Origin of the sequence: Polymorphum gilvum SL003B-26A1, from assembly GCF_000192745.1 — a bacterium.
Classification (GTDB): domain Bacteria; phylum Pseudomonadota; class Alphaproteobacteria; order Rhizobiales; family Stappiaceae; genus Polymorphum; species Polymorphum gilvum.
Window position 1 is genome coordinate 2,072,290 of the sequence record NC_015259.1, and the last position, 24,628, is coordinate 2,096,917.

General features: G+C 67.9%; 25 protein-coding genes and 3 tRNA genes. 12 read left to right on the forward strand and 16 right to left on the reverse strand.

From position 1 onward, the window contains the following. Nucleotides 1-144: 144 nt before the first annotated feature. Nucleotides 145-996: a GNAT family N-acetyltransferase gene (locus SL003B_RS09975; protein ID WP_013652715.1), complete on the reverse strand. Its 852-nt coding sequence runs from the start codon at nucleotides 994-996 to the stop codon at nucleotides 145-147. A 291-nt stretch (nucleotides 997-1,287) separates the two neighbouring features. Between SL003B_RS09975 and SL003B_RS09980 the strand changes: the two genes are divergently transcribed. Both SL003B_RS09980 and SL003B_RS09985 read left to right on the forward strand, forming a co-directional pair. Beyond that, nucleotides 1,288-1,974, forward strand: coding sequence for a hypothetical protein (locus SL003B_RS09980; RefSeq protein WP_242390362.1), 687 nt, complete (start codon nucleotides 1,288-1,290; stop codon nucleotides 1,972-1,974). Beyond that, complete coding sequence (locus SL003B_RS09985) at nucleotides 1,971-3,926, forward strand: adenylate/guanylate cyclase domain-containing protein (RefSeq protein ID WP_049792571.1); 1,956 nt, start codon at nucleotides 1,971-1,973, stop codon at nucleotides 3,924-3,926. The genes SL003B_RS09980 and SL003B_RS09985 overlap by 4 nt, the downstream gene beginning before the upstream one ends. 340 nt (nucleotides 3,927-4,266) lie before the next feature. Here the strand turns inward: SL003B_RS09985 and SL003B_RS09990 are convergent, their stop codons facing one another. The 7 genes from SL003B_RS09990 to SL003B_RS10020 all read right to left on the reverse strand — a co-directional run bounded on the left by SL003B_RS09990 (nucleotide 4,267) and on the right by SL003B_RS10020 (nucleotide 11,581). Further along, the gene (locus tag SL003B_RS09990; RefSeq protein WP_041375482.1) at nucleotides 4,267-5,823 is read right to left on the reverse strand and encodes a caspase family protein; all 1,557 of its coding nucleotides are present in this window, start codon (nucleotides 5,821-5,823) and stop codon (nucleotides 4,267-4,269) included. Between the two features lie 221 nt (nucleotides 5,824-6,044). Further along, on the reverse strand, nucleotides 6,045-6,860 hold the full coding sequence (gene hpaH / locus SL003B_RS09995; protein ID WP_013652719.1) for a 2-oxo-hept-4-ene-1,7-dioate hydratase: 816 nt from the start codon (nucleotides 6,858-6,860) through the stop codon (nucleotides 6,045-6,047). Further along, complete coding sequence (locus SL003B_RS10000) at nucleotides 6,857-7,735, reverse strand: fumarylacetoacetate hydrolase family protein (RefSeq protein WP_041376012.1); 879 nt, start codon at nucleotides 7,733-7,735, stop codon at nucleotides 6,857-6,859. The genes hpaH and SL003B_RS10000 overlap by 4 nt, the downstream gene beginning before the upstream one ends. Before the next feature lie 31 nt (nucleotides 7,736-7,766). Further along, complete coding sequence (gene hpaD, locus SL003B_RS10005; protein WP_013652721.1) at nucleotides 7,767-8,747, reverse strand: 3,4-dihydroxyphenylacetate 2,3-dioxygenase; 981 nt, start codon at nucleotides 8,745-8,747, stop codon at nucleotides 7,767-7,769. Nucleotides 8,748-8,779: 32 nt separating this feature from the next. Then, complete coding sequence (gene hpaD / locus SL003B_RS10010; protein ID WP_013652722.1) at nucleotides 8,780-9,634, reverse strand: 3,4-dihydroxyphenylacetate 2,3-dioxygenase; 855 nt, start codon at nucleotides 9,632-9,634, stop codon at nucleotides 8,780-8,782. Between the two features lie 27 nt (nucleotides 9,635-9,661). Beyond that, the gene (gene hpaE / locus SL003B_RS10015; protein WP_013652723.1) at nucleotides 9,662-11,182 is read right to left on the reverse strand and encodes a 5-carboxymethyl-2-hydroxymuconate semialdehyde dehydrogenase; all 1,521 of its coding nucleotides are present in this window, start codon (nucleotides 11,180-11,182) and stop codon (nucleotides 9,662-9,664) included. Between the two features lie 9 nt (nucleotides 11,183-11,191). Beyond that, nucleotides 11,192-11,581 carry a 5-carboxymethyl-2-hydroxymuconate Delta-isomerase gene (locus tag SL003B_RS10020; RefSeq protein WP_013652724.1) on the reverse strand — a complete coding sequence of 130 codons (390 nt, stop codon included), beginning with the start codon at nucleotides 11,579-11,581 and terminating at the stop codon, nucleotides 11,192-11,194. Nucleotides 11,582-11,701: 120 nt separating this feature from the next. On the opposite strand from SL003B_RS10020, the gene hpaR reads away from it, so the two are divergent. Further along, nucleotides 11,702-12,226: a homoprotocatechuate degradation operon regulator HpaR gene (gene hpaR / locus SL003B_RS10025; RefSeq protein ID WP_013652725.1), complete on the forward strand. Its 525-nt coding sequence runs from the start codon at nucleotides 11,702-11,704 to the stop codon at nucleotides 12,224-12,226. A 102-nt stretch (nucleotides 12,227-12,328) separates the two neighbouring features. On the opposite strand, the gene SL003B_RS10030 is transcribed toward hpaR, so the two are convergent. Next, nucleotides 12,329-12,404 (reverse strand) — tRNA-Glu (locus SL003B_RS10030). A gap of 130 nt (nucleotides 12,405-12,534) precedes the next feature. Beyond that, nucleotides 12,535-12,975 carry a VOC family protein gene (locus SL003B_RS10035; protein WP_041375483.1) on the reverse strand — a complete coding sequence of 147 codons (441 nt, stop codon included), beginning with the start codon at nucleotides 12,973-12,975 and terminating at the stop codon, nucleotides 12,535-12,537. Nucleotides 12,976-13,051: 76 nt separating this feature from the next. Here SL003B_RS10035 and SL003B_RS10040 point away from each other — a divergent pair, with 76 nt between their 5' ends. The 3 genes from SL003B_RS10040 to SL003B_RS10050 all read left to right on the forward strand — a co-directional run bounded on the left by SL003B_RS10040 (nucleotide 13,052) and on the right by SL003B_RS10050 (nucleotide 15,127). Next, nucleotides 13,052-13,822 (forward strand): SIR2 family NAD-dependent protein deacylase, encoded by a 771-nt coding sequence (locus tag SL003B_RS10040; protein WP_013652727.1) that lies wholly within the window; start codon nucleotides 13,052-13,054, stop codon nucleotides 13,820-13,822. A 145-nt stretch (nucleotides 13,823-13,967) separates the two neighbouring features. Continuing rightward, complete coding sequence (locus SL003B_RS10045; protein ID WP_013652728.1) at nucleotides 13,968-14,549, forward strand: cold-shock protein; 582 nt, start codon at nucleotides 13,968-13,970, stop codon at nucleotides 14,547-14,549. A 104-nt stretch (nucleotides 14,550-14,653) separates the two neighbouring features. Beyond that, on the forward strand, nucleotides 14,654-15,127 hold the full coding sequence (locus SL003B_RS10050) for a DUF192 domain-containing protein (protein ID WP_013652729.1): 474 nt from the start codon (nucleotides 14,654-14,656) through the stop codon (nucleotides 15,125-15,127). Nucleotides 15,128-15,181: 54 nt separating this feature from the next. On the opposite strand, the gene SL003B_RS10055 is transcribed toward SL003B_RS10050, so the two are convergent. After that, nucleotides 15,182-16,474 (reverse strand): hemolysin family protein, encoded by a 1,293-nt coding sequence (locus SL003B_RS10055; RefSeq protein ID WP_013652730.1) that lies wholly within the window; start codon nucleotides 16,472-16,474, stop codon nucleotides 15,182-15,184. Nucleotides 16,475-16,812: 338 nt separating this feature from the next. On the opposite strand from SL003B_RS10055, the gene SL003B_RS10060 reads away from it, so the two are divergent. Both SL003B_RS10060 and SL003B_RS10065 read left to right on the forward strand, forming a co-directional pair. After that, nucleotides 16,813-16,889 (forward strand) — tRNA-Pro (locus tag SL003B_RS10060). Between the two features lie 133 nt (nucleotides 16,890-17,022). Further along, nucleotides 17,023-17,724, forward strand: a complete 702-nt coding sequence (locus tag SL003B_RS10065) for a hypothetical protein (RefSeq protein ID WP_013652732.1) — start codon at nucleotides 17,023-17,025, stop codon at nucleotides 17,722-17,724. Here the strand turns inward: SL003B_RS10065 and SL003B_RS10070 are convergent. Together SL003B_RS10070 and SL003B_RS10075 are read right to left on the reverse strand one after the other, a co-directional pair. Beyond that, nucleotides 17,684-18,205, reverse strand: a complete 522-nt coding sequence (locus SL003B_RS10070) for a hypothetical protein (RefSeq protein ID WP_013652733.1) — start codon at nucleotides 18,203-18,205, stop codon at nucleotides 17,684-17,686. The genes SL003B_RS10065 and SL003B_RS10070 overlap by 41 nt on opposite strands. A gap of 50 nt (nucleotides 18,206-18,255) precedes the next feature. Then, complete coding sequence (locus SL003B_RS10075) at nucleotides 18,256-18,480, reverse strand: hypothetical protein (RefSeq protein WP_013652734.1); 225 nt, start codon at nucleotides 18,478-18,480, stop codon at nucleotides 18,256-18,258. Between the two features lie 313 nt (nucleotides 18,481-18,793). On the opposite strand from SL003B_RS10075, the gene SL003B_RS10080 reads away from it, so the two are divergent. Both SL003B_RS10080 and SL003B_RS10085 read left to right on the forward strand, forming a co-directional pair. Further along, a complete protein-coding gene (locus tag SL003B_RS10080; RefSeq protein WP_013652735.1) occupies nucleotides 18,794-19,099 on the forward strand; it encodes an ETC complex I subunit in 306 nt (101 codons plus the stop codon). Nucleotides 19,100-19,151: 52 nt separating this feature from the next. After that, nucleotides 19,152-19,228: transfer RNA gene (locus tag SL003B_RS10085), tRNA-Arg, on the forward strand. Nucleotides 19,229-19,516: 288 nt separating this feature from the next. Here the strand turns inward: SL003B_RS10085 and SL003B_RS10090 are convergent. Continuing rightward, a complete protein-coding gene (locus SL003B_RS10090; RefSeq protein ID WP_013652736.1) occupies nucleotides 19,517-19,747 on the reverse strand; it encodes a hypothetical protein in 231 nt (76 codons plus the stop codon). A 215-nt stretch (nucleotides 19,748-19,962) separates the two neighbouring features. Between SL003B_RS10090 and SL003B_RS10095 the strand changes: the two genes are divergently transcribed. After that, a complete protein-coding gene (locus tag SL003B_RS10095) occupies nucleotides 19,963-21,963 on the forward strand; it encodes an AfsR/SARP family transcriptional regulator (protein ID WP_013652737.1) in 2,001 nt (666 codons plus the stop codon). A gap of 19 nt (nucleotides 21,964-21,982) precedes the next feature. On the opposite strand, the gene SL003B_RS10100 is transcribed toward SL003B_RS10095, so the two are convergent. Together SL003B_RS10100 and SL003B_RS10105 are read right to left on the reverse strand one after the other, a co-directional pair. After that, nucleotides 21,983-22,279 (reverse strand): hypothetical protein, encoded by a 297-nt coding sequence (locus tag SL003B_RS10100; RefSeq protein ID WP_013652738.1) that lies wholly within the window; start codon nucleotides 22,277-22,279, stop codon nucleotides 21,983-21,985. 159 nt (nucleotides 22,280-22,438) lie between these two features. After that, the gene (locus SL003B_RS10105) at nucleotides 22,439-22,741 is read right to left on the reverse strand and encodes a hypothetical protein (RefSeq protein ID WP_013652739.1); all 303 of its coding nucleotides are present in this window, start codon (nucleotides 22,739-22,741) and stop codon (nucleotides 22,439-22,441) included. Nucleotides 22,742-23,237: 496 nt separating this feature from the next. Between SL003B_RS10105 and SL003B_RS10110 the strand changes: the two genes are divergently transcribed. Next, nucleotides 23,238-24,572, forward strand: coding sequence for a YcaO-like family protein (locus tag SL003B_RS10110; RefSeq protein WP_013652740.1), 1,335 nt, complete (start codon nucleotides 23,238-23,240; stop codon nucleotides 24,570-24,572). The last annotated feature ends 56 nt before the right edge of the window (nucleotides 24,573-24,628 follow it).

The following is a 24,628-nucleotide window of genomic DNA, read 5'->3' on the forward strand; positions in this document are numbered from 1 at the left end:
GCCAGCGGCTCTGCCGGTGAAAATGTTCCGGTCTCTCCGCGAAAACTGCGGGAAAACAAGGCCTACTTGACCTGACGGCGAGAAGGACCTGAAAACAGGCCCTGCACAAAATCACGGCACCTTGGCGCCGAAGCGGCCGGATCGTCAGCCCAGTTCGAAGCTCGTGATGCCGAAGACGCGGGCGAGCGGCACCTCGGGGGCGGGATCCTTGTACATGCGCGCGGTCTCGAACACCGGCGACAGGTCGTAGCGCTCGGCGAGCGCGATCGCGGCGGCGTTCGGCTCCGGCGGGTCGAGATAGATCTCGCTGCCCCTGACCTGACCGGCCAGCGCGCGGAACAGCAGGTCGGCGCCGGCCTCGGTGTCGGCGAACAGTGGGCCGATCTTGAAGCCGTCGAGGCAGGCGCGGATCGTGCCGTAGCCGGTGAGGGTGCCGTCCTCGACCAGGGCGAAGGCGCGCCGGCTCGGCGCCATCGGGTCGAGCCAGGCCTTCAGGAAGGCTTCGCGCGGGGCCTGGAAGACGGCGCGGTCGTAGTTGCGCAGGGAGGCAAACAGACCCTGACCGGCGCGCACCACGCGCGGGTCGACCGGCGTGTCGGCGGTCGACAGGCCGCCGTAGCGGATGTTGCGATGGGCGAGCGCGAAGCCGGACTTGCGGTAGGCGTCCTGCTGGGCGACGACGCCGTCGAGGCCGACGGCGCGCGTGCCGAGACGTGCCATGCCCGCCTGCCAGGTGGCCCAGCCGTAACCCTTGCCGCGGTGGCCGGGAGCGCAGATGTAGCAGCCGAGGAAGCCGAAGGCGTCGCCGTAGGCGACCACGGAGATCGAGGTGATCGGTTCGTCGCCGAGAAAGCCCATGAGGAAGCCGCCCGGGTCGGCGGCCATAAACGCTTCCGCGTCGTCCCGGCCCGGGTTCCAGCCTTCGTTTGCGGCCCAGTCGAGGGCGAGCCGCAGATCGTCGGCCGACATGGGGGCGATTCGGAAGCCGGCGTCCATAGTGCACTCCTGGTGCTGGGGTCCGGCGTGCGGCCGGTCCGCGCGGTGTCTGCCTTCGGTGATAGGGCCGGCTTCCGGCCGCCGTCAATTGCCGCCGCACAACCGCCGCATCTTTGCCGTGTCTGCCGCAGCGTCATTGCCGCGTCCGCCGCCGGCCGGCAATCGCGCGGCCTGTGACCCTCGCCACAGTTCCGATTCTATTTCTCTCTATGTTCGCGATATAGTCGCAACAATCGGACAAGGCGGAGCCGGGCGGCTCCCGCAATCAACCGGAAGCAACAGGAGCATGGCATGTCTATGCGTGTGAAAGGACAGGAGGGGCGTGGCCGGCGGATGGCATGCGACCTCGTCAAGACCACGGCAGGCGCCGCGATCGGTCTGGCGCTGGGACTGGTGGCGGCTCAGGCCGACCCGGTCGCCATGGTGCTCGACCGTTCGGAGAATGTCACCTTCGCGGCCTTCTCCGAACTCTATCCGGGAGATGTCGTCACGCTCGGGGAGACGGGCCATGTCGACCTGCTCGACTACGCGACCTGTCGCGAGGTACGTATCACCGGCGGAACGGTCTCCGCGACGGGCGACGGCCTGACGGTCGAGAACGGCGAGGAAAGGGAATTGCGGCCCGGCAACTGCCTCGGCCAGAAGGCCGCCGCGAGCGACAGCAAGGGCCTTGCTGTGACGATGCGCGGCATTGTTCCGGAGAACAAGGTCGCCGCCTCGCTGATGCTGCGTTTCGACGACGACCTCAAGGCGCGCTTCGACACCGTGCTGGTTTCCTTCGCCGGCGGGCCGCCGCACGAATTTCCGATGGACGACCGCGTGCTGGCGGAAATGCCGGCCTGGAGCGCGGAAGGCGAGGAGGTTCCGGTCGAGATATTCCTGAAGGGCAAGGCAAGCGACGGCACCGTCGAACTGCGCCAGTTCACGGTCGATCCGTTGCAGGTCGGACGCAACACCGCGGTCGTCGTGGTGAAATGAGCGCAGCCGCGCGGAGCGCGGAGCCTGGCGGCGACCGCCGGCGGCTCAAGGCAGCGATGGTGATCCTGGCCGCCCTGGCCGGCTTCGCGGCCGGCCTCGGGGCGGTCGGAGCGATCTGGGAAGGCTGGGTTACCGATCGGCTGCTGCAGGTGCGCGCCATCGCGCTCGATCCTCCGGTCGAGGCCGACTTCCCGGTCGCGGTGGTCGGGCTCGATCAGGCGTCGCTGACCTCCAAGCGGCTGGAGACCATTCCCCGGGTGTTCATGTCGCAGGCCTTCGCCAAGGCCGGCCGCGCGCTGTTCGAGGCCGGCGCGACCGCGATCGGCCTGGATTTCGTCTTTGCCTTCAGCGCCGACGCCTTCTCCGATCCGCAGACCGGAGAGGCGCGGCTGCGCGGCTACGACCGGCCGTTCCTGCAGTTCCTCTATGACAACCGCGGCCGGGTGTTCGTTGCCCGCACGTCGAGCGGTGTGCCGCACCGGTCGATCACCGCTGCGGGCGGCACCGATGGCATCCGCTCGACCGAGATCGTGACCGACAGCGACGGGGTGGTGCGCCGGCACAGGCCGACGGCGCCGCTCGGCCAGTCGGGCGCCTTCGTCGACGCGCTGCTCGACAAGGCTGGTGCGACGATCGACCGACCCTACATGCCGCTGCCGTCGGCGCGACTCGGATCGGTCACGCCCTATCTGTCTCTGGTCGACGTGCTCGACATGATGACGACGCCGGAAGGCCGTGCCGGGCTGGAGACCTTCGCGCGCGGGCGCGTCGTGCTGTTCGGCAGCACGCTGGCGAACGAGGACGAGCACCTCTATCTCGACCGGTTCCTGCCGGTGCGCGACGCCGTTGGCGCGGTTGCCGGTCCGGCCGGCCGACCGCCGCTGCGCGGCGCTACGGCCGGCGTCTACATCCTGGCCGACCTGATCGGTGCGCCCATGAGCGGGCGGATCGCGATCGACGTGCCGTTCGCCGTCGTGATCGGGCTGACGCTGGCCTTTGCCGTTGCCGGCGCGCTGGCCGGGCTGAACCTGCCCCTGCCGAGCCTGCCGGTCGTGGGCATCCTGCTGGTCGCTGCCGGTCTCGGCCTTGCCCTTGCCGGTCTCGCCGGCGGGCGCTTCCTGCCGCCGGCAGCGGTTCCGGTCGCGGGCCTCGGCGCGCTTGTCGTCGCCGGCATCGCCCAGGTCGCCGTGCTCAAGCGGCGCGAGCGCGAACTGGTGCGCTTGTTCGGCCACTACCTGGCGCCGGACGTGATCAGGCGGATGGCCGAGCAGGAGCGGCTGTCGGACCTCGGCGGCGAGACCCGCCACGTGGTGGTGGCCTTCATCGACATCATCGGCTTCACCAAGATGTCCGAGAAGCTGGCGGACCGCGAGGTGGTCTCGGTCGTCAACGCCTGCTTCGGCGCGATCGGCGCGGCGATCACCCGCGACGAGGGCTATATCGACAAGTACATCGGCGATGCCATCATGGCGGTGTGGAACGCTCCCAACGACGTGGCCGAGCCGGAACAGCAGGCCGTCGGCTGCGCGCTCAAGATCCTCGCCCTGATCCCGGACCTGCGCCGGCGCACGGGGCAGGCGGATCTCGATCTGCGCATCGCGCTCAATGCTGGCCCGGCTCTGGTCGGGGACATCGGCGGCGAGATCCGGCGCTCGTTCACGGTCATGGGTACGACGGTCAACACCGCGAGCCGGATCGAGGCGATCGCCAAGGACGCGGGCGTGCGTCTGGCATTCAGCGGTCCGGTGGCTGCGGCGCTGCCGCCGGAGACGCGGATGGTGCCGCTGTGGCAGGGTCGCCTGCGCGGCCTCAGTGCCGAAACGACGGTTCTTACCCTCGACGATCCGCGCGTGTGGATCGACGGCGCGGCCAGGGCGCTTGAGGCGATCGAAGCCGAGGACTTCGAGGACGCCATCGGTTCCCCGGGGCGGTCGGCCGGGCGCGCAAGCTGACTGCCCATACCGGCATCGCGCCACGCGACAAAGGTCGGCGCCTGCGCGGGGCCGAGGCCAACCTCCACCCTTTTCGTCCCGCACTTAGCGAAGCGGCAATCAAGGTGACCAGCAGATCGGCTTGCCGCGGGGACGGACATGCTTGCGTGCCGCCGCCGAGCAAAATCCACCGCTCTGCAAACGTGTCGGTCCCGGGTCTCGCGCTGCTCGTCCGGGGTGACGGCGGAGCGTGTAACCGGGCTGTGCCCTGCGCGTGCCTGAAGGACGGCGGAAGGGGGCTTGTCGTCACGCGCAAGGCCGGCGCGGACGCCGGCCTTGCAGGTGTCGCCTCGACCGGGCGTCAGCGACCGATGGCGCCGCCGATGATGCCACCGACCACGCCGCCGAGGAACGCCGCACCGGCAGCGCCGCCGACCCCGCCGCCGGTGTCCTCGGCCGGAACGGCGCGTTGGGGCGCGCGGCGCTGCGGCTCGGGAGCGGCGGCCGGCTGGGGCGTGCGGGCCGCGCTGCGGGTCGCCGCGGCGGCAGCCTGCTGGCGCTGAAGCTCGGCGACATAGGCGAGATATTGCGCCTGGGTCTGGCTGGTCAGAAGGGCGTGCTGGGCGGCGTTGAACCAGCCGGTCGCGGGCAGGCCGTTGGCCGTCTGCCAGGCGCGGATGCCGGAACGCGTGTTCTGGCCGAAGGCGCCGTCCGGACGGCCGACGTTGTAGCCGGCGAGGTTGAGGCGGGCCTGGACCTCGACCCGGGTCGCCTTGGACCAGCCGAGGGCCGCCTCGGTGGCTTCGGAACCGGCGTCAGGGTCGGAAACGGGGGCATCGGCGCTCACGGCCACGGCGGCGACCTTGTCGGCTGCTCCCTGCTGACGGGTCATGCCGCCCTTCGGCTCGCCCGCCTGCAGCCGCGCGATCGAATTGCGGGCGAAGTCGGCGAAGTTGCCGTTAGGGTAGGAGGCGAGATAGGCCTCGTAGTCGGCGACAGTGCCGCCCTTCTGGGCTGCATCCCAGGTGGCCTTCTCACGCTCCCAGGCGATCACGTTGACCGGAGTCGGCGTCGCGGCCGGCGTTTCGGAAGTCGGCTGGGCGCCGAGCGCCGCGACCTGGGCCCCGTCTGCGGCGGCGGTCGAGGCGGTCTTGTTCAGGTAGACCTCGCCGATCAGGGAGGCGTTGACCCAGGGCCGCTGGCGCTGCCCGGTCTCGCGGTAGACGTCGCCGGTGACGCGGGTCATGACGTTCTGGATCGGTGTGTCGGGGGCGTCGATGTGGCGCAAGAGGGCGGTCGTGAAGGGCGAGTTGGAACCCTCGCCGTCGAGGGCGACGTCGCCGGGGCTGGTGGCGAAGGCGATCACCGAGCCTTCGCCGCCGGTCTCCTCGATCTTGATCTCGGCCAGGCCGACGCCGATTGCCGCGGAGCGCGTCGGGCTCATGCTGCGCGCCAGCGTGCGGGCGAGCGGGTTGTCCCGGCAGGCGTCGAGGAACACCATGCGCACCTTCACGTTGTTGGACATCTGGCGCAGGATGAAGTCGGCCGAGATGGTCTCGAAATCGAGCGCAGTCTCGTCAGAGAATCTGGCATCCACGGGGATGAGATAGTTCTGCCCCTGCACCTGCATGCCGTGGCCGGCGTAGAAGAACAGGGCGACGTCGGCGCCGCGGGCCTCCTTGGCGAACTGGGCGACGGTGCGGCGCATGGCGGTGTAGTCGAGGTCGTAGCCCGAGACCACCTCGAAGCCGAGATCGCGCAGCTTGGTGGTCATGGCTCGGGCGTCGTTGGCCGGGTTGGGCAGCTGCACAGCGTTTTCATAGGCGCTGTTGCCCATGACGAGGGCAACCCGCTTGGCGAGGGCAGGCGCGGTGCCTGCGATCAGGATCGCTGCCACGGCTATCGCTCTTCCAAACATGTTCCGATCCTCTCAACAGTCGCTCGCCGACGCGAGGAGAAATTGAACGAAAGGGCAATGTCCCTTTATACGTCAATTTGACAGGGAATCCCTTCCGTTTTCTGTAATCCAGATCACAAATTGAGGCAAAGCCGCGCTTTCGCGGACGTGGGCGCGCGCAAAGAAAGGAGGCGGCCCGTTGCCGGACCGCCCCGAGTTTGCTGCGGTGGGAGCAAGGAAGATCAGGCGAAGTGGCAGCTGACCGTGCCGTAGGGGCCGTAGTCGGCGACGATGGTCGAGCCGGACGGCGCCTCGATCGGGCGGATGAACGAGCCGGCGAGCACGACCTGGCCGGCCTCGATCGCCATGCCATAGCCAGCCAGCCGGTTGGCCAGCCAGGCGATGCCGCGCGCCGGGTGGTTGAGCACGCCGGCGCCGAGGCCGGTCTCCTCGACCTCGGCATTCCTGGACACGATGGCGCCCATCCAGCGCATGTCGACGGCGTCGGGGCGCATCGCGCGTCCGCCGAGCACATAGCCGGCGTTGGCGGCGTTGTCGGAGATGGTGTCGACGATGGTGCGCGCCCTGCCGGTCGCGGGGTCCTTGCGCAGGATGCGGGTGTCGAGGATCTCCAGCGCCGGGGTGACGAAGTCGGTGGCGTTGAGGACGTCGAAGACGGTCACGCCCGGTCCCGTGAGCGGGGCCTTCATGACGAAGGCGATCTCGGCCTCGACGCGCGGCTGGATGAAACGGTCCTCGGCGATCACCGCGCCGTCGTCGAAGGCCATGTCGTCGAACAGCACGCCGGAATCGGGAATGTCGATGCCGAGGGCGTATTGCATCGCCTTGGAGGTAAGGCCGATCTTCCAGCCGACCGGCTTGCGGCCGCTATCGATCTTCCGGCGCACCCAGGCGTCCTGGACGGCATAGGCGTCGTCCATGGTCATGCCGGGATGCTTCAGCGACAGCAGGCCGGTCTGCACGCGGCTGCGCTCGGCCTCGTCGAGGGCGGCGGCGGCAGCGGCGATGTCCGGTGCGCTCAGGGTCACGGTGGTCATGGCAGTACCTCGTCCTCGACCCGGTTGCGCAGCGTGCCGAGGCCGTCGGCGCTGACCTCGACGACGTCGCCCGGCTTCAGCCAGACCGGCGGGTCGAAACGCGCTCCCGCCCCGGTCGGCGTGCCGGTCAGGATCGTGTCGCCCGGCAGCAGCGTGGTGAAAGTCGAGATGTAGGAGACGATCCTGCGGAACGAGAAGATCATCCGGCTGGTGCGGTCGGACTGGCGCAACTCGCCGTTGACACGCGTCTGAAGCGCGATGTCGGCGATCTGGGCCTCGTCGGCGAAGGGCACGAACCAAGGGCCGATCGAGCCGGTACGGTCGAAGTTCTTGCCCTGGGTGACGTTGAACTTGGCGTGGCGGACCCAGTCGCGGATGGTGCCCTCGTTGGCGAGGCTGAGGCCGGCGATGTGCGACAGGGCGTCGGTCTCGGGAATGCGCCGGCCGGGCTTGCCGATGACGATGACGATCTCGCCCTCGTAGTCGAGTTGCGGGCTTTCCGGCGGGCGCACGATCGGCACGTCGTGGCCGACGAAGGAGGACGGGAAGCGCACGAACAGCGACGGGTTCGGCGGCGCCTCCTGGCCGTCCTTGTATTCGGCGTTGCGGTCCGGATAGTTGACGCCGACGCACAGGATCTTGCCGGGATCCGGCACCGGCAGGGCATAGGCGACGGCGGCGGGATCGACGTCGGCGGCAAGGCCGGTCGCGGCGTCGGCGAGGCGGGCGAGGGCACCGTCGGCGATGACGGTCCTGAGCGTCGGCCAGCGGGCGGCGTGGCGCGCCGACAGGTCGACGATGCCGTCGTCCCTGAGCAGGCCGTATTTCTCGGCGCCGGCGTGGACGAAGCCGACGAAACGGGTGAGAGCGGTCATGACGCCTTCCATGCAAGGGTCGCGGCGCGGGTCACGGCGCGACGATCGGCTGGGCGTCGAGCGTCGCGGGGACGGGCTCCACGCCGGTGAACAGGCTACCTTCCTCGAACCAGGAGCGCGGCGCCGGGGCGCCCCACAGGGTCTGACGCTGCGGATCCTTGAGATCCCACTTGATCGGCTCCAGATCCGGGTCGACGGTCTGGTAATCCGAGCAGTAGATCTCGATGCGATGGCCGTCGGGATCGCGGATGTACAGGAAGAAGGCATTCGAGATGCCGTGGCGGCCCGGGCCGCGCTCGATGTTGCCGACATAGCCGGTGGTCGACATCAGGTCGAGCAGGTCGATGATGTTGAGCGGGGTCGGCACCCAGAAGGCGGTGTGGTGCAGGCGGGGGCCCAGGCCGTTGGTGAAAGCGATGTCGTGCACGCCGCCCTTGCGGTGGGTCCAGGCCGCCCACAGGCGCTTGGTCACCTCGTCCTCGGTGTATTCGGTGACCCGGAAGCCGATCTCGTTGTAGAAGGCGACGCTGTCGTCGACGCTCGGCGTGAAGCAGTTGAAATGGTCGATCCTGAGCGGCTTGACGCCCCGGTAGAGGGCGTATTTCTGGTGGATCGGCGGCAGCCGGTCCATGCGGGTGTAGAATTCGAGCGGAATGCCGAACGGGTCGCAGGTGCGCAGGGTGCGCGACTGGAACGGCCGCTCGACCCAGGACACCGGCAGGCCCCGTCCCCTGAAGAAGGCTTCCGCCTTGTCGAGGTCGCTCTCGTCGAACAGCTTGAAGCCGAGGTGGTCGGCGCGCGGCTGGTCGCCCTGCTTCAGGATGATGCAGTGGTGGCCGCGTTCCTCCATGGCGCGCAGATAGATCTCGTCCTTGCTCTCGTCGGTCACCTGCAGGCCGAGGGTGTCGACGTAGAACGCGCGGCTGGCGGCGAGATCGCGGACCACGAACTCGACGTGGCTGAGCCGCACGATGTTGAAGGGTGGATAGAGGTTGGGAGCGGGAATGGGCATCTGTGGTCTCGCTGGAAGTGGATCGTCACGCGTCAGCCGACAGGAAAGACGACATTGGCCTGGCCGGTGCCCGAACTCGGGAAATATTCGCCGATCAGTTCGCCCTTGCCCTGGTAGGCGTCCCAGCCGAGCGCGCCAAACAGCATGATGGTGTCGTGCATTCCGCCCTCGCCGGAGCAATGCTCGGCATAGTCGGGCAGCATCTTCAGGAAGGTGTCGATTTGGCCGGTCTGCCACAGCTCGAGCACGCGCAGGTCGACCTGGTGGTTGAACTCGGAGGAGATGGTGAAGGTGCCGTTATTGGCCTCGTAGAGGTCGTTGTCCCAGATCCGGTGCGACAGGGAGCCGGAGGCGAGCAGCAGGACGTTGCTGTCGCTTGCCTCGATCGCCTCGCGGATCGCCTCGCCAAGCTTGCGCGAGGATTCGACCGAATGCACCGAGCACCAGGCGGAAACGGAGACGACCTTCAGGTCGGCGTCCGGCGTCATGTAGCGCAGCGGCACCAGGGTGCCGTACTCGAGGTCGAGCGAGTCGATCCGGTGCGACAGGGTGTAGACGCCCCTGGCCATCGCCTTTGCGGCGATCAGGTCGCCGAGCGCGGGATTGCCCTCGTAGTCGTATTCGAGGCCCTGGATGAACTGCGGGAACTCGTGGCTGGTGTAGACGCCCTTGAAGCGGGTGTTGGCGTTGACGTGATAGCCGGCATTGACCAGCCAGTGGGTGTCGAGCACGACGACCGTGTCGGCGCCGAGCGCCCGGGCGCGGCGGGCGATCTCCCGGTGGCCGTCGATGGCCTGCTGGCGCTTGCCGTGGAGTCGGCCCGGCTGCTCCGACAGGAGCATCGTCGGCACATGGGTGACCTTTGCGGCCAGAACGATCTTGCCCATCCCGTTTCCTCCCTTGCTCCGTCGCGTTCAGCCGCCCAGCCTGGGGATCGTGTGGGGTGCGGTCGCGAAGGCGATATTCTTGGTTTCCATGTAGAATTCGAACGACCAGTCGCCGCCGTCGCGGCCGACGCCGGAGGCCTTCATGCCGCCGAAGGGGGTCGGCAGGTGGCGCACGTTCTCCGAGTTCACCCAGATCATGCCCGCCTCCAGGCCCTCCGAGAAGCGGAAGGCGCGGGTGACGTCGGATGTCCAGACGTAGCCGGTCAGGCCGTAGTCGACGTCGTTGGCGATCGCCAGCGCCTCCGCCTCGTCGGCGAAGGGGATGGCGGTGAGGACCGGCCCAAAGATCTCCTCGCGGGCGATGCGCATCGTCTGGGTGGCGTTGGTGAACAGGGTCGGGGCGACATAGCAGCCCTCGGCGAGGTCACCGCCGAGCTTCTCGCCGCCGGCCGCGATGGTGGCGCCGTCCTGGCGGGCGATGTCGAAATAGGACAGCACCTTCTTCTCGTGCACCGGGTGGATCAGCGGACCGACGACCGTGTCCGGATCGAGCGGATGGCCGACCCTGATGCGGGCGGCCTTCTCGGCGACCCTGGCGGTGAAGTCGTCATAGATCGACGCCTCGACCAGCAGGCGCGAGGACGACGTGCAGCGCTCGCCGTTGAGCGAATAGATCATGAAGACGGCGGCATCGGCGGCCCGCTCCAGATCGGCATCGGCGAAGACGACGACCGGGTTCTTGCCGCCGAGTTCGAAATGGATACGCTTCAGCGTCGGCGCACCCTGGGCCATGATCATCGAACCGGTGCGGCTCTCGCCGACGAAGGCGATCGCCTTGATGTCGGGGTGTTCGGTCAGCGTCTTGCCGGCGTCCTCGCCGAAGCCGTTGACGAGGTTCCAAACGCCCTTCGGCAGGCCGGCCTCCTCGGCGATCTCGACCAGCAGGCGGGCGGTCAGCGGCGAGAATTCCGCCGGCTTGTGCACGACCGTGCAGCCGGCGGCGAGCGCCGGCGCGATCTTCCAGGTCGACAGCATGAACGGCGTGTTCCACGGCGTGATGACGCCGACCGGGCCGATCGGGGTGCGGCCGGTGATGTTCATCTGGTTGGGCGCGCGCAGGGCCCGGCCGTCGCGCGCCTCCGGCGCCTTGTCGGCGAAGAAGCGGAAATTCTCGGCGCCGCGCAGGGCAGCCTTGGACATGAAGCGCAGCGCCTGACCCGTGTCCATGCATTCGACGAAGGCGATCTCCTCTGCGCGGGCGACGATGGCGTCGGCGATCTTGTGCAGCAGCTTGCGCCGTTCGGCGCCGGGCATGGCCGCCCAGTCCCTGAACGCGGCCTTGGCCGCCCTGGCGGCGCGGTCGACGTCCTCGGCGCCGCCCTGGGCGACCCGGGCGAGCGGCTTGCGGTCGATCGGAGACAGGCTGTCGAAAGTCTTGCCCGAAGCGGCCGGCACGGCCTCGCCGGCAATGTGGTTCAGGACTCCGTCCCTGCGGAATCGCTCCAGATAGGCCTCGGCCCTGGCGAGGTTGTCGGTAAACTGGGTCATCGATCGTCCTTATGCCTGATCGCGCAGGCGCGGGTGCATGGCGTTTCTCTTCCAGGAAAAGCTCGAGTTGATCTCCCGGATCTCGAGGGAAAGGGCGAAATGCGGACTGGCCAGCAGGCCGGCGCAGAAATCTTCGGCGACCCGGAAGATCCGGTCGCCGGCAGCCTTGCGGTCCGCCTCGCTGCGACCGGTGCCGACCCTGAACGACATGTCGACGAAGGCGTTCTCGGGCAGCAGGTCGGCGATCGCGAAATGCTCGGCGCGCAGCGCGCGCACGCGCACCGCGCCCAGTTCGAACAGCCCGGTATCCAGGATCGCCTGGCGCAACGCGCGGCAGAACGCGGCCATGTCGAGATGGCCGTCGAGATTGCCGGAATACTCGACCGTCAGATGGGGCACCTTCGTTTCCTCCCTTTATAATTAACATGTTAAATAATCGCTACGGCCCTGTCAAATGTTTTATATGGTGAGACGCTGCGATTCCACGCGCAGAGCGAAACGGCGATCCGGGGAGGGGGGATGAGCGAGCGAGGGAACGAGGTGGCAGGCGGAGCGGACGCCGGCCGGGACGGCGGCGAGCGCGATGCGCTGTTGCCGCGCGACACGCGCCGGTCGCTGCCGATCGCCCTGTTGCGCGCGCGAGAAAGCGTGATGGCACATTTCCGGCCGATGCTCGCCCGCCACGATGTGACCGAGCAGCAGTGGCGGGTAATCCGCGTGCTCGCGGAGGCGGGGGAACTGGACGCCTCGCAGCTTGCCGCCCGCGCGCTGATCCTCGCCCCCAGTCTGACGCGTATGATCCGTCTGCTCGAGCGCCGCCGGCTGATCGCCACCCGCAAGGATACCGAGGACGGGCGGCGCACGCTGATCCGGATCGAGCCGCCGGGCCTGGCGCTGATCAACGAGATCGCGCCCGAAAGCCGACGCATCTACGCCGGCCTTGAGGCGCGCTACGGCAAGGATCAGATAGACCGCCTGCTGGAGATGCTGGACGCGCTGACGCGCAGTTCCGGGCCGCCGGACCCGGATTCAGGTGAGGCGTGAGCGGCGCGCGCCGGCTGCAGGACGTCGCGCGAGGGCCGCAAGGATCCCGCCTGTGCCGATTTCGATCGGTATCGTCTTGTGGAGCATTTCCGAGTGGGGGAGTGGCACGCCCAAGGGGACTCGAACCCCTGTTTTCGCCGTGAAAGGGCGACGTCCTAGACCGCTAGACGATGGGCGCGCAAACGACGCGGCTGCGTCGTGGGGAGGCTTATAGGCAGAATTGGATGAGGCTGCAAGAGGGGAATCGACACGATGTCCACAGGCCCGGACCGGCCGGGCCTGTGGCCGTGCGTGGTCGTGCCGGGCGCCTACCAGGTGCCGGTGTTGGGCATCGAGGCCCAGGGCTCGGCCGGGGCGAGGGGCTCGCCCTTCTGCAGCAGCTCGATGGAAATGTTGTCGGGCGACTTCACGAAGGCCATGTTGCCGTCGCGCGGCGGGCGGTTGATCGTGACGCCCTTTTCCTGCAGTGCGGCACAGAAATCGTAGATGTTGTCGACCTCGAAGGCGAGGTGGCCGAAGTTGCGCCCGCCGGTGTAGACCTCCGGATCCCAGTTGTAGGTGAGTTCGAGCAGCGGCGCGCGCGTCTTGATGCCGCTGTCCTTGTCCTTTGGCGCGGCCAGGAAGATGAGCGTGAAGCGGCCGGCCTCGCTGTCCATGCGGCGGACTTCCTCCATGCCCATCTTGTTGCAGTAGAAGTCGAGCGATTCGTCGATGTCGGTGACGCGGACCATCGTGTGCAGGTATCTCATGGCATGTCCCTGTCCTTGAGGCGTGAAAGGGCGCCGATGCTGGCCGGACAGCAGGGCGGTTGTAAAGGCGGTGCGGATGGAAATCGAAACCCTCGATGAGGCTAGGACCGAGCTCGCGGCGCTGTTCGGGCCGGACGCTGGACGCGTCGTGGTGTTGACCGGCGCCGGCATCTCGACGGAGTCGGGAATTCCGGATTTCCGTTCGCCCGGCGGCATATGGTCCAGGATGCGGCCGATTCAATACCGGGATTTCGTCGCCAGCGAGGCCGACCGGCTGGAGGACTGGCGCCGGCGCTTCGTCATGCTCGCAGACTTCGAGCGCGCCGAGCCGAACTGCGCCCATCTGGCGCTGGCGCGGCTCGCGTGCGCCGGGCTCATCGATACGGTGGTGACGCAGAACATCGATGGGCTGCACGGCCGTGCTGGGCTGCCCGCCGACCGGCTCATCGAACTGCACGGCAACGCTACCCATGCCCGCTGTCTCGACTGCGGCGCGCCGGCCGAGCTGCGGGAGCAGGAGGCAGAGGCCGCCGCCGGCCGCAGCCCCCGTTGTCGGGTCTGTGACGGCCTGCTCAAGGCGGCGGTGGTCAGCTTCGGCCAGGCCATGCCGGAAGACGAAACGGCGCGCGCTTTCGCCGCTGCTGCGGCGGCCGACCTGTTCGTCGTGATCGGCTCGTCCCTGGTCGTGCATCCGGCAGCGGACCTGCCTTTGGCTGCGGCGCGCGCCGGCGCCGAGCTGGCGATCGTCAACCGCGATCCGACGCCGCTCGACCGGCTGGCGAGCGTGGTCATTCGCACCCCGATCGCCGAGACGTTCCGGGCGCTGGCGCAGGCCGGCGGAACGTAAATCAAGAAACGTCTGTGGTTTGTTGCACGATTTCCTCTGGTGGAGCGAAGATGCGGTGTTATCCTTTTACTAAGAATCAGTGCGGATTCGAGTCGTCTGCGGCGGCCCGCGCTGAGTGATGCGGATTCAGATGGGGCTTTGGACTATGGGGGGAAAGACCGCTCAGGATCCCCGCACGATCGAGGCGATGGCCGACGATGTCGCCGTCGACCTGATCGAGATCGCGGGAACCATCAAATGGTTTGACATAGCGAAAGGCTACGGCTTCATCGTTCCAGACAACGGCCTGCCGGACATCCTCCTGCATGTCACCTGCCTGCGCAGGGACGGTTTCCAGACCGCCTACGAGGGCGCCCGGGTGGTCTGCGAGGTGCTCGACAAGCCGCGCGGCCTGCAGGCGTTCCGCATCCTGTCGATGGACGAATCGACCGCCGTGCATCCCTCCCAGCTGCCGCCGTCGCGCACCCATGTGCAGGTCGTGGCGGAAGGTGGCTTCGAGAAGGCCACGGTGAAATGGTTCAACCGGGTCAAGGGCTTCGGCTTCCTGACCCAGGGCGAGGGCACCGAGGACATCTTCATCCACATGGAGACGCTGCGCCGCTTCGGCATTACCGAGCTCCGGCCGGGGCAGGACGTGCTGGTGCGCTTCGGAACCGGACCCAAGGGCCGCATGGCCGCCGAGATCCGCCCTGCGGGGACCGGCGCGCACATTCCGTCCTCGCATTGACCCCTGTGTTGCGGCACAGTTCACCGGTCCGCTGACATCCGGCGGATCGGAGGGACCGTTTCTCCGTCGACCGACCGGCCATGCCGGTCCTGCTGGAGCCGCCTATGCCTCTGCCTTCCGTCCTCGCGATCCCTTTCCGCGTCCTTCTGCTCGTCCTTGCCGTCGCCGTCGCGTCCGCGCAGGCGTCGGAGTTGCCGCGCGAGCGGCTGAGCGTGGAGACGGCGTCCGGCCCGCATCGCTTCGAGGTCGAGGTGGCCGCCGACAGCGCGTCGCGCGCCCGCGGCCTGATGGACCGGCGCGAGATGGCGGCCGATGCCGGCATGCTGTTCGTGTTCGAGGACACGGGCGAGAAGCATTTCTGGATGAAGAACACCTATCTCTCGCTCGACATGATCTTCATCGGCGCGGACGGCCGCATCGTCCACATCGCCGAGAACACCGTACCGCTGTCGGAGAAGGTGGTCGGCTCGAACGGGCCGGCGCGCTACGTGCTGGAGGTGCTGGCCGGCACCTCGGCGCGCCTGGGCTTTGCGCCCGGGGACCGGGTCGTCGCGTCGAGCATTCGCGTTATGCCATGATCCGCGGGGTCGACGGGTGCCCGTTGCCGGGCGACGACAGGCACGCAGAGCGGCTCAGGATGGAGACGGAGGCAACCGGCTGACCAGCAGCTTGTCGATGCGCCGCCCGTCGAGGTCGATCACCTCGATGCGCCAGCCACGATAGTCGAACACCTCTCCCGTTTCGGGCAAGCGATTGAGTTCGCTCAGGACCAGACCGGCCATGGTTTCATAGGCAGGGTCCTTGTCCACTGGAAGTCCGAGCATGTCGCCCGCCTCGTCGATCGGCATCCAGCCGGCGACGAGATACGATCCTTCTGCCCGGCGGACGAAGGCCGGTTCGTCGGTGTCGTCCTCGTCCTGGAATTCTCCGGTGATCGATTCCAGGATGTCCCCCGAGGTGACGATCCCCTCGAAATGGCCGTACTCGTCGAAGACGATCGCCATGTGCAAAGTGGATTCGCGCAGGCGCTTGAGCACATCGAGTGCCTTGGCGGTGTCAATCACGACCGGGGCCGGACGAACGAATGCCCTCAAGTCGGGAGCCTCCTCGCGTGCGAAGGCTTCGATCAGGTCCCGGACGAGGACGGCACCGATGATGTCGTCCGCTTCACCGTCGCGAGCCGGCAGGCGGGCGCGCCTGCATTGCCGGATCTGCGCCCGCATCGCGTCCATGGACTCCGACAGGTCGAGGATCTCCACCTCCCGGCGCGGCGTCATCAGCGCGCGGGCCGTGCGGTCGGCGAAGCGCATCACCCCGGAGATCATGTCGTGCTCGGCGGTTTCCAGAACGCCGGCGCTCTTCGCCTCGGCGATGATGGTCCGGACCTCCTCCTCGGTAACCCGCTCCCCGGCTTCGCCCCTTTGTCCGAGCAGTCCCAGCACGAGCTTGCCGGACACGTCCAGGAACCAGACCAGCGGAGCGGCGACCCGGGAGATGAACAGCATGGCCGGTGCAACACGCGCTGCCATCGCCTCGGCGTTGCGCAGCGCGATCTGTTTCGGGACCAATTCGCCGACGATCAGCGACAGATACGTGATGACAACGACGACCAGGCCGACGCCGAGACCGTCGGCGAGCGTCTGGCCAAGGCCCTGGGCCTGCAGGACATGCGACAGGCGGATTCCAAGGGTCGCGCCGGAGAAGGCCCCCGACAGAACCCCGACGAGCGTGATGCCGATCTGCACGGTGGACAGGAACCGTCCCGGTTCGCCGGCAAGGCGCACGGCGACCTCCGTTCCCCGCGATCCCCGGTCGGCCGCGGCCTTCAGGCGCGCCGGACGGGCCGAGACGACGGCCAGTTCCGACATGGCCAGCAGGCCGTTGATGAGCGTCAGGCCAATGACGATGGCAATCTCGAGGAGCATGACTGCCGAAGGGTCCAAGCTGTTCGGGCTCGCTTGTGGTCCGGTTCTGCGGCAAACGAGCGATGGTTGGGCGCCTGCGTTCGCAACATCCAGGAACGCCCAGGACCGCTCCTGCACCGCCCGCGCGCGGATCCCGGGACGGGTCGCTATGTTTATCGATCAGTGTCATACGCTTTCCGTGTCGACCGGGCAACTGTGGCAGGACGCGGGTCGGCCTCTGCGGATCGGCCGGTGGCGCGGCGGTGCGCGCGCCACTGGGCCCCGCGTGCCGGAGCTTCGGTCCTTGTTCGCCCTTGCCTCGGGCCGGAAAGCCGGATAAACCGCAGAACTTCAGGAGTCGGGGCATAGCGCAGCCTGGTAGCGCATCTGCTTTGGGAGCAGAGGGTCGCAAGTTCGAATCTTGCTGCCCCGACCATTTCCACAGACCCGCCTTTTTCCGTCCATCTTCCGCGGGCTCCCGGTCACCGTGGCCTTTTCCCGTCCGGTACGGCTCTTCACAGTGCATCCCCTGCGCGATGGTGCGCATCTGTCGAAGGGGGAAGTTGCACATGCTTGCCGATGTCACGGAGGAAACAACGCTCGATGTGGTCCGCGCGATCGCACGACTGGAAGGCCGCGTGCGCGCGTGCGGCCTGACGCTACGCGAAAGCGCCGATTTCGCCGCCTTCGAGGCGGCGGTTGCGACGACGCAGGACCGCTACCTGATGGAGGACTTCTCCAGCCGGTTCTTCGACCTGCATGGAGCGCAGGCATTCTGGATCGGCGCGCGCGACGAGGCTGGTGCGGTCGTCTCGGTGCAGGCGGCCAAGGTCGAGGACCTGCGCGACCGCACGCTCGCGGAGCACTGGCGCCAGCAGCAGCGGCGCCTGTTCGTCGATCCGGCGGCGGAGGCGGAACTGGGCACGGACCACGCCCGCGATGCCTTCTTCATGCACGGGCGGATCGCCTATCACGGCAATCTCTGGCTGCGGAAGGATTTCCGGGGCAGGGGCCTGGCCGAGACGCTGACCCAGATCGGCTTCCTGGTCGCGCTGGCGAAATGGTCGCCGGACTATCTCTACGGCCTGATGGCGGCGGCCAATGCGCTCAAGGGCTTCGGCCTGCGGGTCGGCTACCGGCGCTTCGTGCCGCGCGGCACGCACTGGATCGCGGCCCCGTCCCACATCCGGCCCGACGACTGGCTGGTCTACTCGACCCGGGCGGATCTGATCACCCTGGCAGCGACGATCGCCGTCGAAGGTCCTGAATGACACCGAAATAGGCGCAAAAACGGCGCTGGGCTCCGGGAACGGGGCGCAGCGCCAGGATCAGGCGCTCGAAGGCGACGTCATAGATGCCGTCGGCGAGCGTCACGCTTGTGCGGGCGTAGCCGTAATACGGCTGCCCGGACAGGGCGACCTGATAGCCTCGCGCGGCAGCCGCCTCCAGGTCCGGATCGGGGGTGCGCAGCACGTCGCGGCTCTGCAGCGCCCAGTCCTCGCCGAACAGGCGCCTCTGGGAGGCGTGGCGTCCGACATAGAAGATCGGCGGCGCGGCGTCGCTGGCGGTCGTGTCCGAACACAGGCTGAGATAGGGCATGTGGGCGCGCAGGCGGGCGTCGGCGACGCCACCGGACGAGCGCATGGCTTCGTAGAACGCTGACAGGAACGGATCGGCAAGCCCGCGCTCGATTGCAGCCGGGCCGATCTCCGTGAACACCTGCGGGGGCTTCAGCAGCGTGGCCAAATTCATCCCTTTCACCTGGACTTGCGGACGGTTCCAGGCCGTTCGAGTGCCGGTGCTCAGCGCGTGAACGCCCTCACCAGCAGTTCGACGATATCGCAGAATTCGTCCCGAGTCGCGCGCGGCAGGTTGCGCGCGTCGCAGACCTGGAAGTCGACCGTCAGGATCATGTCCCACATGTCGGTCAGCTGATGGACCTCGACCTCGCGTCGGAGCCGGCTGAGCCGGGTATCGGAGGGGCAGGCGTGTTCAGGCAGGTACCGGGAGACGGATGACGGATGCATTCTTAGGGGTCTTCTCGCGCGCATTCGACCGACGACAGGTTATCGGCCGCGCAAGAATAGCGGCAAGCCTGCCGCAGCGACAGCAATCCTGGGTGCGCGGGCAGGTTGCAATTCGTACGGTGTTCGCCGGCGGTCGAAAGGGCGAGCGCTGAGGAGGTACGGTCGGGACCAGACTGCGCTGTCATCGGGACACGAAAGCGTCGCAGGGCGGCGAAGCCTTGTTGACTTCCGGCTCAAAGACGGGAAAAACGGTTCGGATCCAAACGGTCCGGAGGCGCTCCGGCCGCGCGGCGTGTCAGCGGGAAATGCGGGAATGGTTGCGCGCATCTATCGACCGGCCAAGACGGCCATGCAGTCCGGCAAGGCGAAGACCCAGCGCTGGGTGCTCGACTACGAACCGGAGATCGCCCGTTCGGTGGAGCCCCTGATGGGCTATACCTCGTCGGCCGACATGAAGCAGCAGATCCGGCTCTATTTCGACAGCTGCGAGGATGCGGTGGCCTATGCCCGCCGCAACGCCATCCCCTACCGGGTCGAGCCGGCAAAGGAGCGCAAGGTGCGCGGCGCCTCCTATTCGGACAATTTCCGCTTCGACCGCAGCGCGCCCTGGACGCACTGACGGCGTATGCCGGTCCGGTGCGGCGGTCGCGCCGTGCCGATCCGGGATAGCCGGCCCCGTAGCTCAGCTGGATAGAGCACCGGCCTTCTAAGCCGATGGTCGCAGGTTCGAATCCTGCCGGGGTCGCCATTCCTTCAAGGGGTTGGGGCGAGATTTTCGCTCGATCCGTGAAGCGTTGCGGGGATCGCGCCGACGCGGCTGCTTGGCCCGAGCGTGGGTCCGATGAGCGGGAGCAGGCAGGCGGAAGCCGGAGCGTCTCGATCCCGCTGCGGACATCGTCGGCACCATGCGACAGAAAAAGCCGGGGCGCGGATGCGCACCGGCTTTCGCGGCTCGCGTGAGAGTTCAACGGATCGGCAGGTCGGACGCCTTCGTCAATTCCGAACCTCGACCGATGCCATCGGGCGGGACGCGCCGTCAGTTGGCGATCTTGCCGCCGAGTGGGGTCAGCTTGGCCTTCAGTGCGGCGTTGATCGCCTCGGAATCCTCGTCGAGCGCGCTCATGGCCAGATCGAGAAGATAGGCACAGAAGGTACGTCCGTCCTTTTCCGCCTCGCGACGGGTGAAATAGATCATCCGCTTGAGCGAATCGGTCGCGAGTTCGCTGTCGAGGGCGTCGGGACTTTTCACTTCGGCAACTTTCGACATGAGGTTCCTACCGTCTTTCCCTGGGTGGCAGCGAGGAGCACGCCGCCAAACTGCATCCTGCACGGCGATGATGGTTTTGCCGCGTGAAACTTGCGTGATACGGTGGAAGTGACTCGGACCTGCCGGCTACGGTTGACGAGAAGCGCCGAGTGTGTGCGGCCCGATGGCGGTTTTCGATGACTGGGGCGGGGCGATGCTCCTGAACGGATAGCTCAATGGGGGACAGGCTTTACTTCCAGACTTTGGGGCAACCGCGGCTGATCCGAGCGGACGGTACGCCGGTCGCGCTGAAGACGCGCAAGGCGCTGGCCCTGCTCGGCTATCTTGTGCGCCGACCGGGCCAGACGGAAACGCGCGGTGAACTCGGCGCGCTGCTGTGGAGCGACGCCGATCGGGCCAAGGCGGCGGTCTCCCTGCGCCAGGCCCTGCGCCACATCCGCCGGGCGGAGGACGAAATCGGCATGCGGCTGGTCGAGGCGTCGCCGACCAGCCTTTCGCTGCGTCCCGACACCATGACGACCGACCTCGAGGCGCTGTCGCGCGGACTCGGTGACGCCGATCCGGCGACGATCCGTGCCGCGGCGCGGTTGTGGGAAGGCGATTTCCTGTACGGATTCGATGCGCTCGACCCGGTCTTCGCCGAGTGGCTGTCCGTCGAACAGGATCGCGTCCGATCCGATCTCGGCGACTGGGCGATCCGTATCCTGGAGGATCTCGGGTCGCGGGCCGGCATCGACCAGCGCGAGGCCCTGGCCCGCTTCCTGCTGGCGCTGGATCCGACCCACGAGTTCGCTCACAAGACCCTTATCCGCCTGTATATCGACCAGGGGTTGAAGGAACGCGCGCTGCGCCAGTACCGGGACTGCGTACGCGAGCTCAAGGCGCATCTCGACATAGAGCCGAGCGCGGAAATCCGCCAGCTGGTCGAGAACGACGGGGCCGGCGCCGCGGTCCGTGCGCCGACGCGCGCCTCCGAGGCGCTGATGGGATCGGCGGAGGTCGACCTGCCCAGCCTGCGGCGCGACATCGTCCTGCCGGTGATCTCGATCGCTAATTTGACCTACGGCAAGGACTACGACTACCGCGCCCATTCGCTGCGCGACGAGGTCATCGCGGGCTTGTCCGCCTACCGGTGCTTCGAGCTCTACGAGGCGGCTTACTGGGGCGACGACGAAACGCCGGCGCCGACCCGCGTCGAGGGCGGCGAGCTCGGCAGCTTCATCCTGCGCTTCCGCAAGGACCGGATGATCAACCGCATCTACGTTCAGCTCGAAAACCGCTCGTCCGGCCAGATCGCCTTCAACGAGGTCGTCGATCTGGAAACGATCCGCGATGCGGACGATCGCGCGGAGGCGGTGTTCCGGACCGTCAGTCGGGTGCATTCGCATATCATCGGACGGTTGCGCCAGCGCCCCGGCCGGACGCCGTTCGCGCGCTGGTGCCAGGCCGAGGCGCTGATCTGGGAGTTCAACCGCCAGGCGGACGAGAAGGCGTTCTCGATCCTCAGCGAACTGGAGGAGAGCTTTTCCAGCTTCAGTCTGATCTATGCCGGCAAGGCGTCGATCACCCTCAAGCAGCTGCGTTTCTATCCGACCGCCGGCGTCGAGGCGATCGACCTGCGCGGTGTGCTGGCGCAGGCGGAGAAGGCCGTTCTGCTCGACCCCTGGCAGGTCATCAACCATCGCATGTTCGGCTGGTTGTCGCTGCAGTGCGGACATCATGACGACGCCCGGCGGGCTTTCGACCAGGCGCTCAAGCTCAATCCGCTGGATCCGATGAACGTCATGTCCGCCGCCGAGGCGATGGCCTATCTCGGCGACGTCCGCGCGGCGCGCAGCCACGCCGAGCGGGCCTTCCGCCTGCTCAACACGGTGCCTCGCATCCTCTACGACTATCTGGCCAACATCCAGTTCGCTGCCGGGGACTACGACCAGTGCGTCACCTTCCTCGAACGGGCGCCGATCGACAGCATGCCGAGCCTCGTGACGCGTGTCGCTGCTCTGACCTGCACCAACCGGCCCGAGGAGGCGGAGTTCGCCCTGTCCCGCCTGCTGGCGCGTTTCGAACAGCAGTTCGGGTCGCGACCGCAGTACGCGTCCGGCGAGATCCAGGCCTGGCTCAAGCGCGTGAACCTGTTCAGCCACCCGGAGGCGCATCGCAGTTTCCAGAACGCCTTTGACGTGATCTCGAACACGTTGCATGGCCGCTATCCGTGAGCGGGCGCTGCGTCCCGGATCAGTTGAGCGCCTGGGGCACCAGGCTCCGCGCCAAGCCCGACAGGTAGTCTGCATCGCCTGCCTCCACCCTCCGTGCGTTGAGGCGGTAGGGCAGCACGACATGGGTCTTCGCCGCGCTGTCGGAGACGACCTTGAAATCGATCAGCGCGATCGTGTCATCGGACAGGCCTGCTCGCCTCAGGCATCCCTTCGGGTCGTCGATCAGGGCCTGGCGCTTGGCGGCGTCGATCGCGGCCTCGCCGAGCAGACGGCCGAGCGCCTGCACGTCGGCAGGCCGATAGGGAAAACGCGCCATGTCGGCACTCCGGCTTGTGGGGGACGGCAGTTCCGGCCGGCCCTCCGGGAACGCGGCCACGACGCCCCGCTACCGCACCATGTGGACGCGGACGGGAGGCAGACGCGGGCTTGCGGATCGTGGCTGCGCCCGCGTGGGGAGCGGGCGCAGCGGCTCGGATTATTCCGGCAGCACGTCGTAGAAGCAGGAGCCGAGCGCCTTGCGGCCGAGCTCTTCCAGGTATGCCTCGTCGCCGGCAGCGATCTTCGCGGTGTCGACCGAGGCGGGAACAACGAGATGAACCAAGTCGGCGGCGTCGGCGCAGACTTCGATCCGGCCGAGGGTCTCGGCCGACACGCCGGCATCGCTCAGGGCGGCGCGGGTGTCCTCGAGGCGTTCGGCGCGCGTGTCGGCCTTGCCGACGATCCGGGCGACGGTGGCGCCAAGGGCGAGCATGGTGTCGCGGGTGATTTCCTGGTTCATGACTGGCCTCTTTCCTGTTGTCTCACCTGGTTGACGTCGCTCCGGTTCAGGCGGGCAGGCGAGGGCGGTATGCTTTCATCCGCGGATCTCGACGGCGCCTGGTCCGGTTTGTTTTGGCTCGGCCGTTCGGCACGGCCAGGGTTGCCGCAAACTGCCTGCGGCAATTCGACTTCGAAAGGAGCTCAGATCTTTCCTGTTGCAGAGATCGTCTGCATTTTTGCAGACGAAATCGCACATTAACCCTATAGAATACTTCTAAAGGGTGTTCGGAATGATCTGAAGTTCATTCGAAATACTTCCTTGGATCAAAATCTTCGCCGCGGTGGCGGCTTTGGGCAAGAGGCGGCGCATACTACGTCCTGCTGTCAACTAGAGGTGGTCTTTGGTTGTGGATAACGAATCGCTGGCTCGGGGGGCGTTCGCGGCGGCGGTCCGGCGCGCCTTCGGCCTCCCGCACGAGGGTGGGGACGATGGCCTGCCGCCGCCGGAGGCGGATGTGGCTAAGGCGGTCGCCCTCCTGTGCCGGTGGGGGCTGGCCGAGACAAGCGGCGGGCGGATCGTGCCTGCGCCGGGCGTCGATGCGCCGGCACTGGCACCCTTCGTGCCGCTGCTCGACCGCTTTCGCGCACATCTGGTCGAGGTGCAACTCTCCGACTGTCCGCTGCATTTCTTCGCCGGCTTCGCCGAGGCGGCGCCGGCGGGCGGCGGCGCTGGCGAACGGATCGTCACCGGCGGGCAGGGCATGGACCGGGCCCGGGCGGCGCTGGCCTGCCTTGGCGAGATGGCCGAGCGTCTCAGCCTGTTGTCGCGGGGGACGGCGGACACGCTCGTCTTCGACGGGGCGTTCAGGGCCCTGCCGGACCTGCCGGCCGGGGCGTTCCTGCGCTTCAGCGCCAGGCAGGAGGCGGAGCTGTGCGGCCGGTTTCCCGTTCTTGCGGCTGTGGCCGGACAGGGGCGTATCGACTGGAACGCGCTGTCGCCGCGCCGGATCGAACTGTGCAGCCTCTCCGGCGGTCGCCGTGCCATGACGCCGGCGCTCGGGATCCTGCTCGGCGAGCAGCGCACGTTCGGGTTGGACGCTCTCGGGCTTGCCTCGACCAGCGGGGCGGCGGTGTGGACGGATGCGGCGGAGGCCACCCGCCGGGCGGTTCTGGAACTGGCCGAACGCGACGCGGCCGGGGCCTGGTGGTACAACCGCCTGGGGATAAGTGCGATTCCCGGGCCGCTGGCCGAGGGTATGCTGCCGAATATTTGTGCAGCCTTCCTGCGCGAGCGTCCGCGCATCACCCGCTTCCTTGCGCTTCCCACCGATCTTGACGTGCATGTCCTGGCTGCGATCGCGCATGACGCGAACGGTCGTGCCGGGGCGCTTGGCGTCGCCGCTGCGGCGTCGGCGCCGCGGGCGCTGTTGTCTGCCGTTACGGAAATGCTCCAGTGCGAGCTGTCGCTCGACCTGTCGGCGCGGGCGTTGGCGCGCAGCGGAGCGAGCGGCCAGCCGCTTCCGCCGATGCTGGCCTATTCGGGCACGACCGACATCCGCGCCGACCTGCGCCTCGACGCCGCGCCGCGGGCCGACCTCGCGGCGCTGGAGCGGGACTTCGGTCCGGGCGCCCTGGAGGAGGGCCTGGCGGCGAAGGGGATCGAGGTCTGGCTGGCTGACTGCAGCCGCGCCGACATCGGGCTGTCCTGCGTCAAGGCGGTCAGCGCGCAGCTGTGCGACTGGCGGGCGCGCTTCGCGCCCGGGCGCCTCTACGACCTGCCGGTCGCGCTCGGCCTGCGCGAGGCCCCGGGCGAGGAGGGCGATTTCGCGCTGCGCCCGTTCCCCTTCTAGGCCGACCGTCGGCGCGGGCGGATCCGGCGTTGACAGCATCGGCCGAGGCGGCTAGA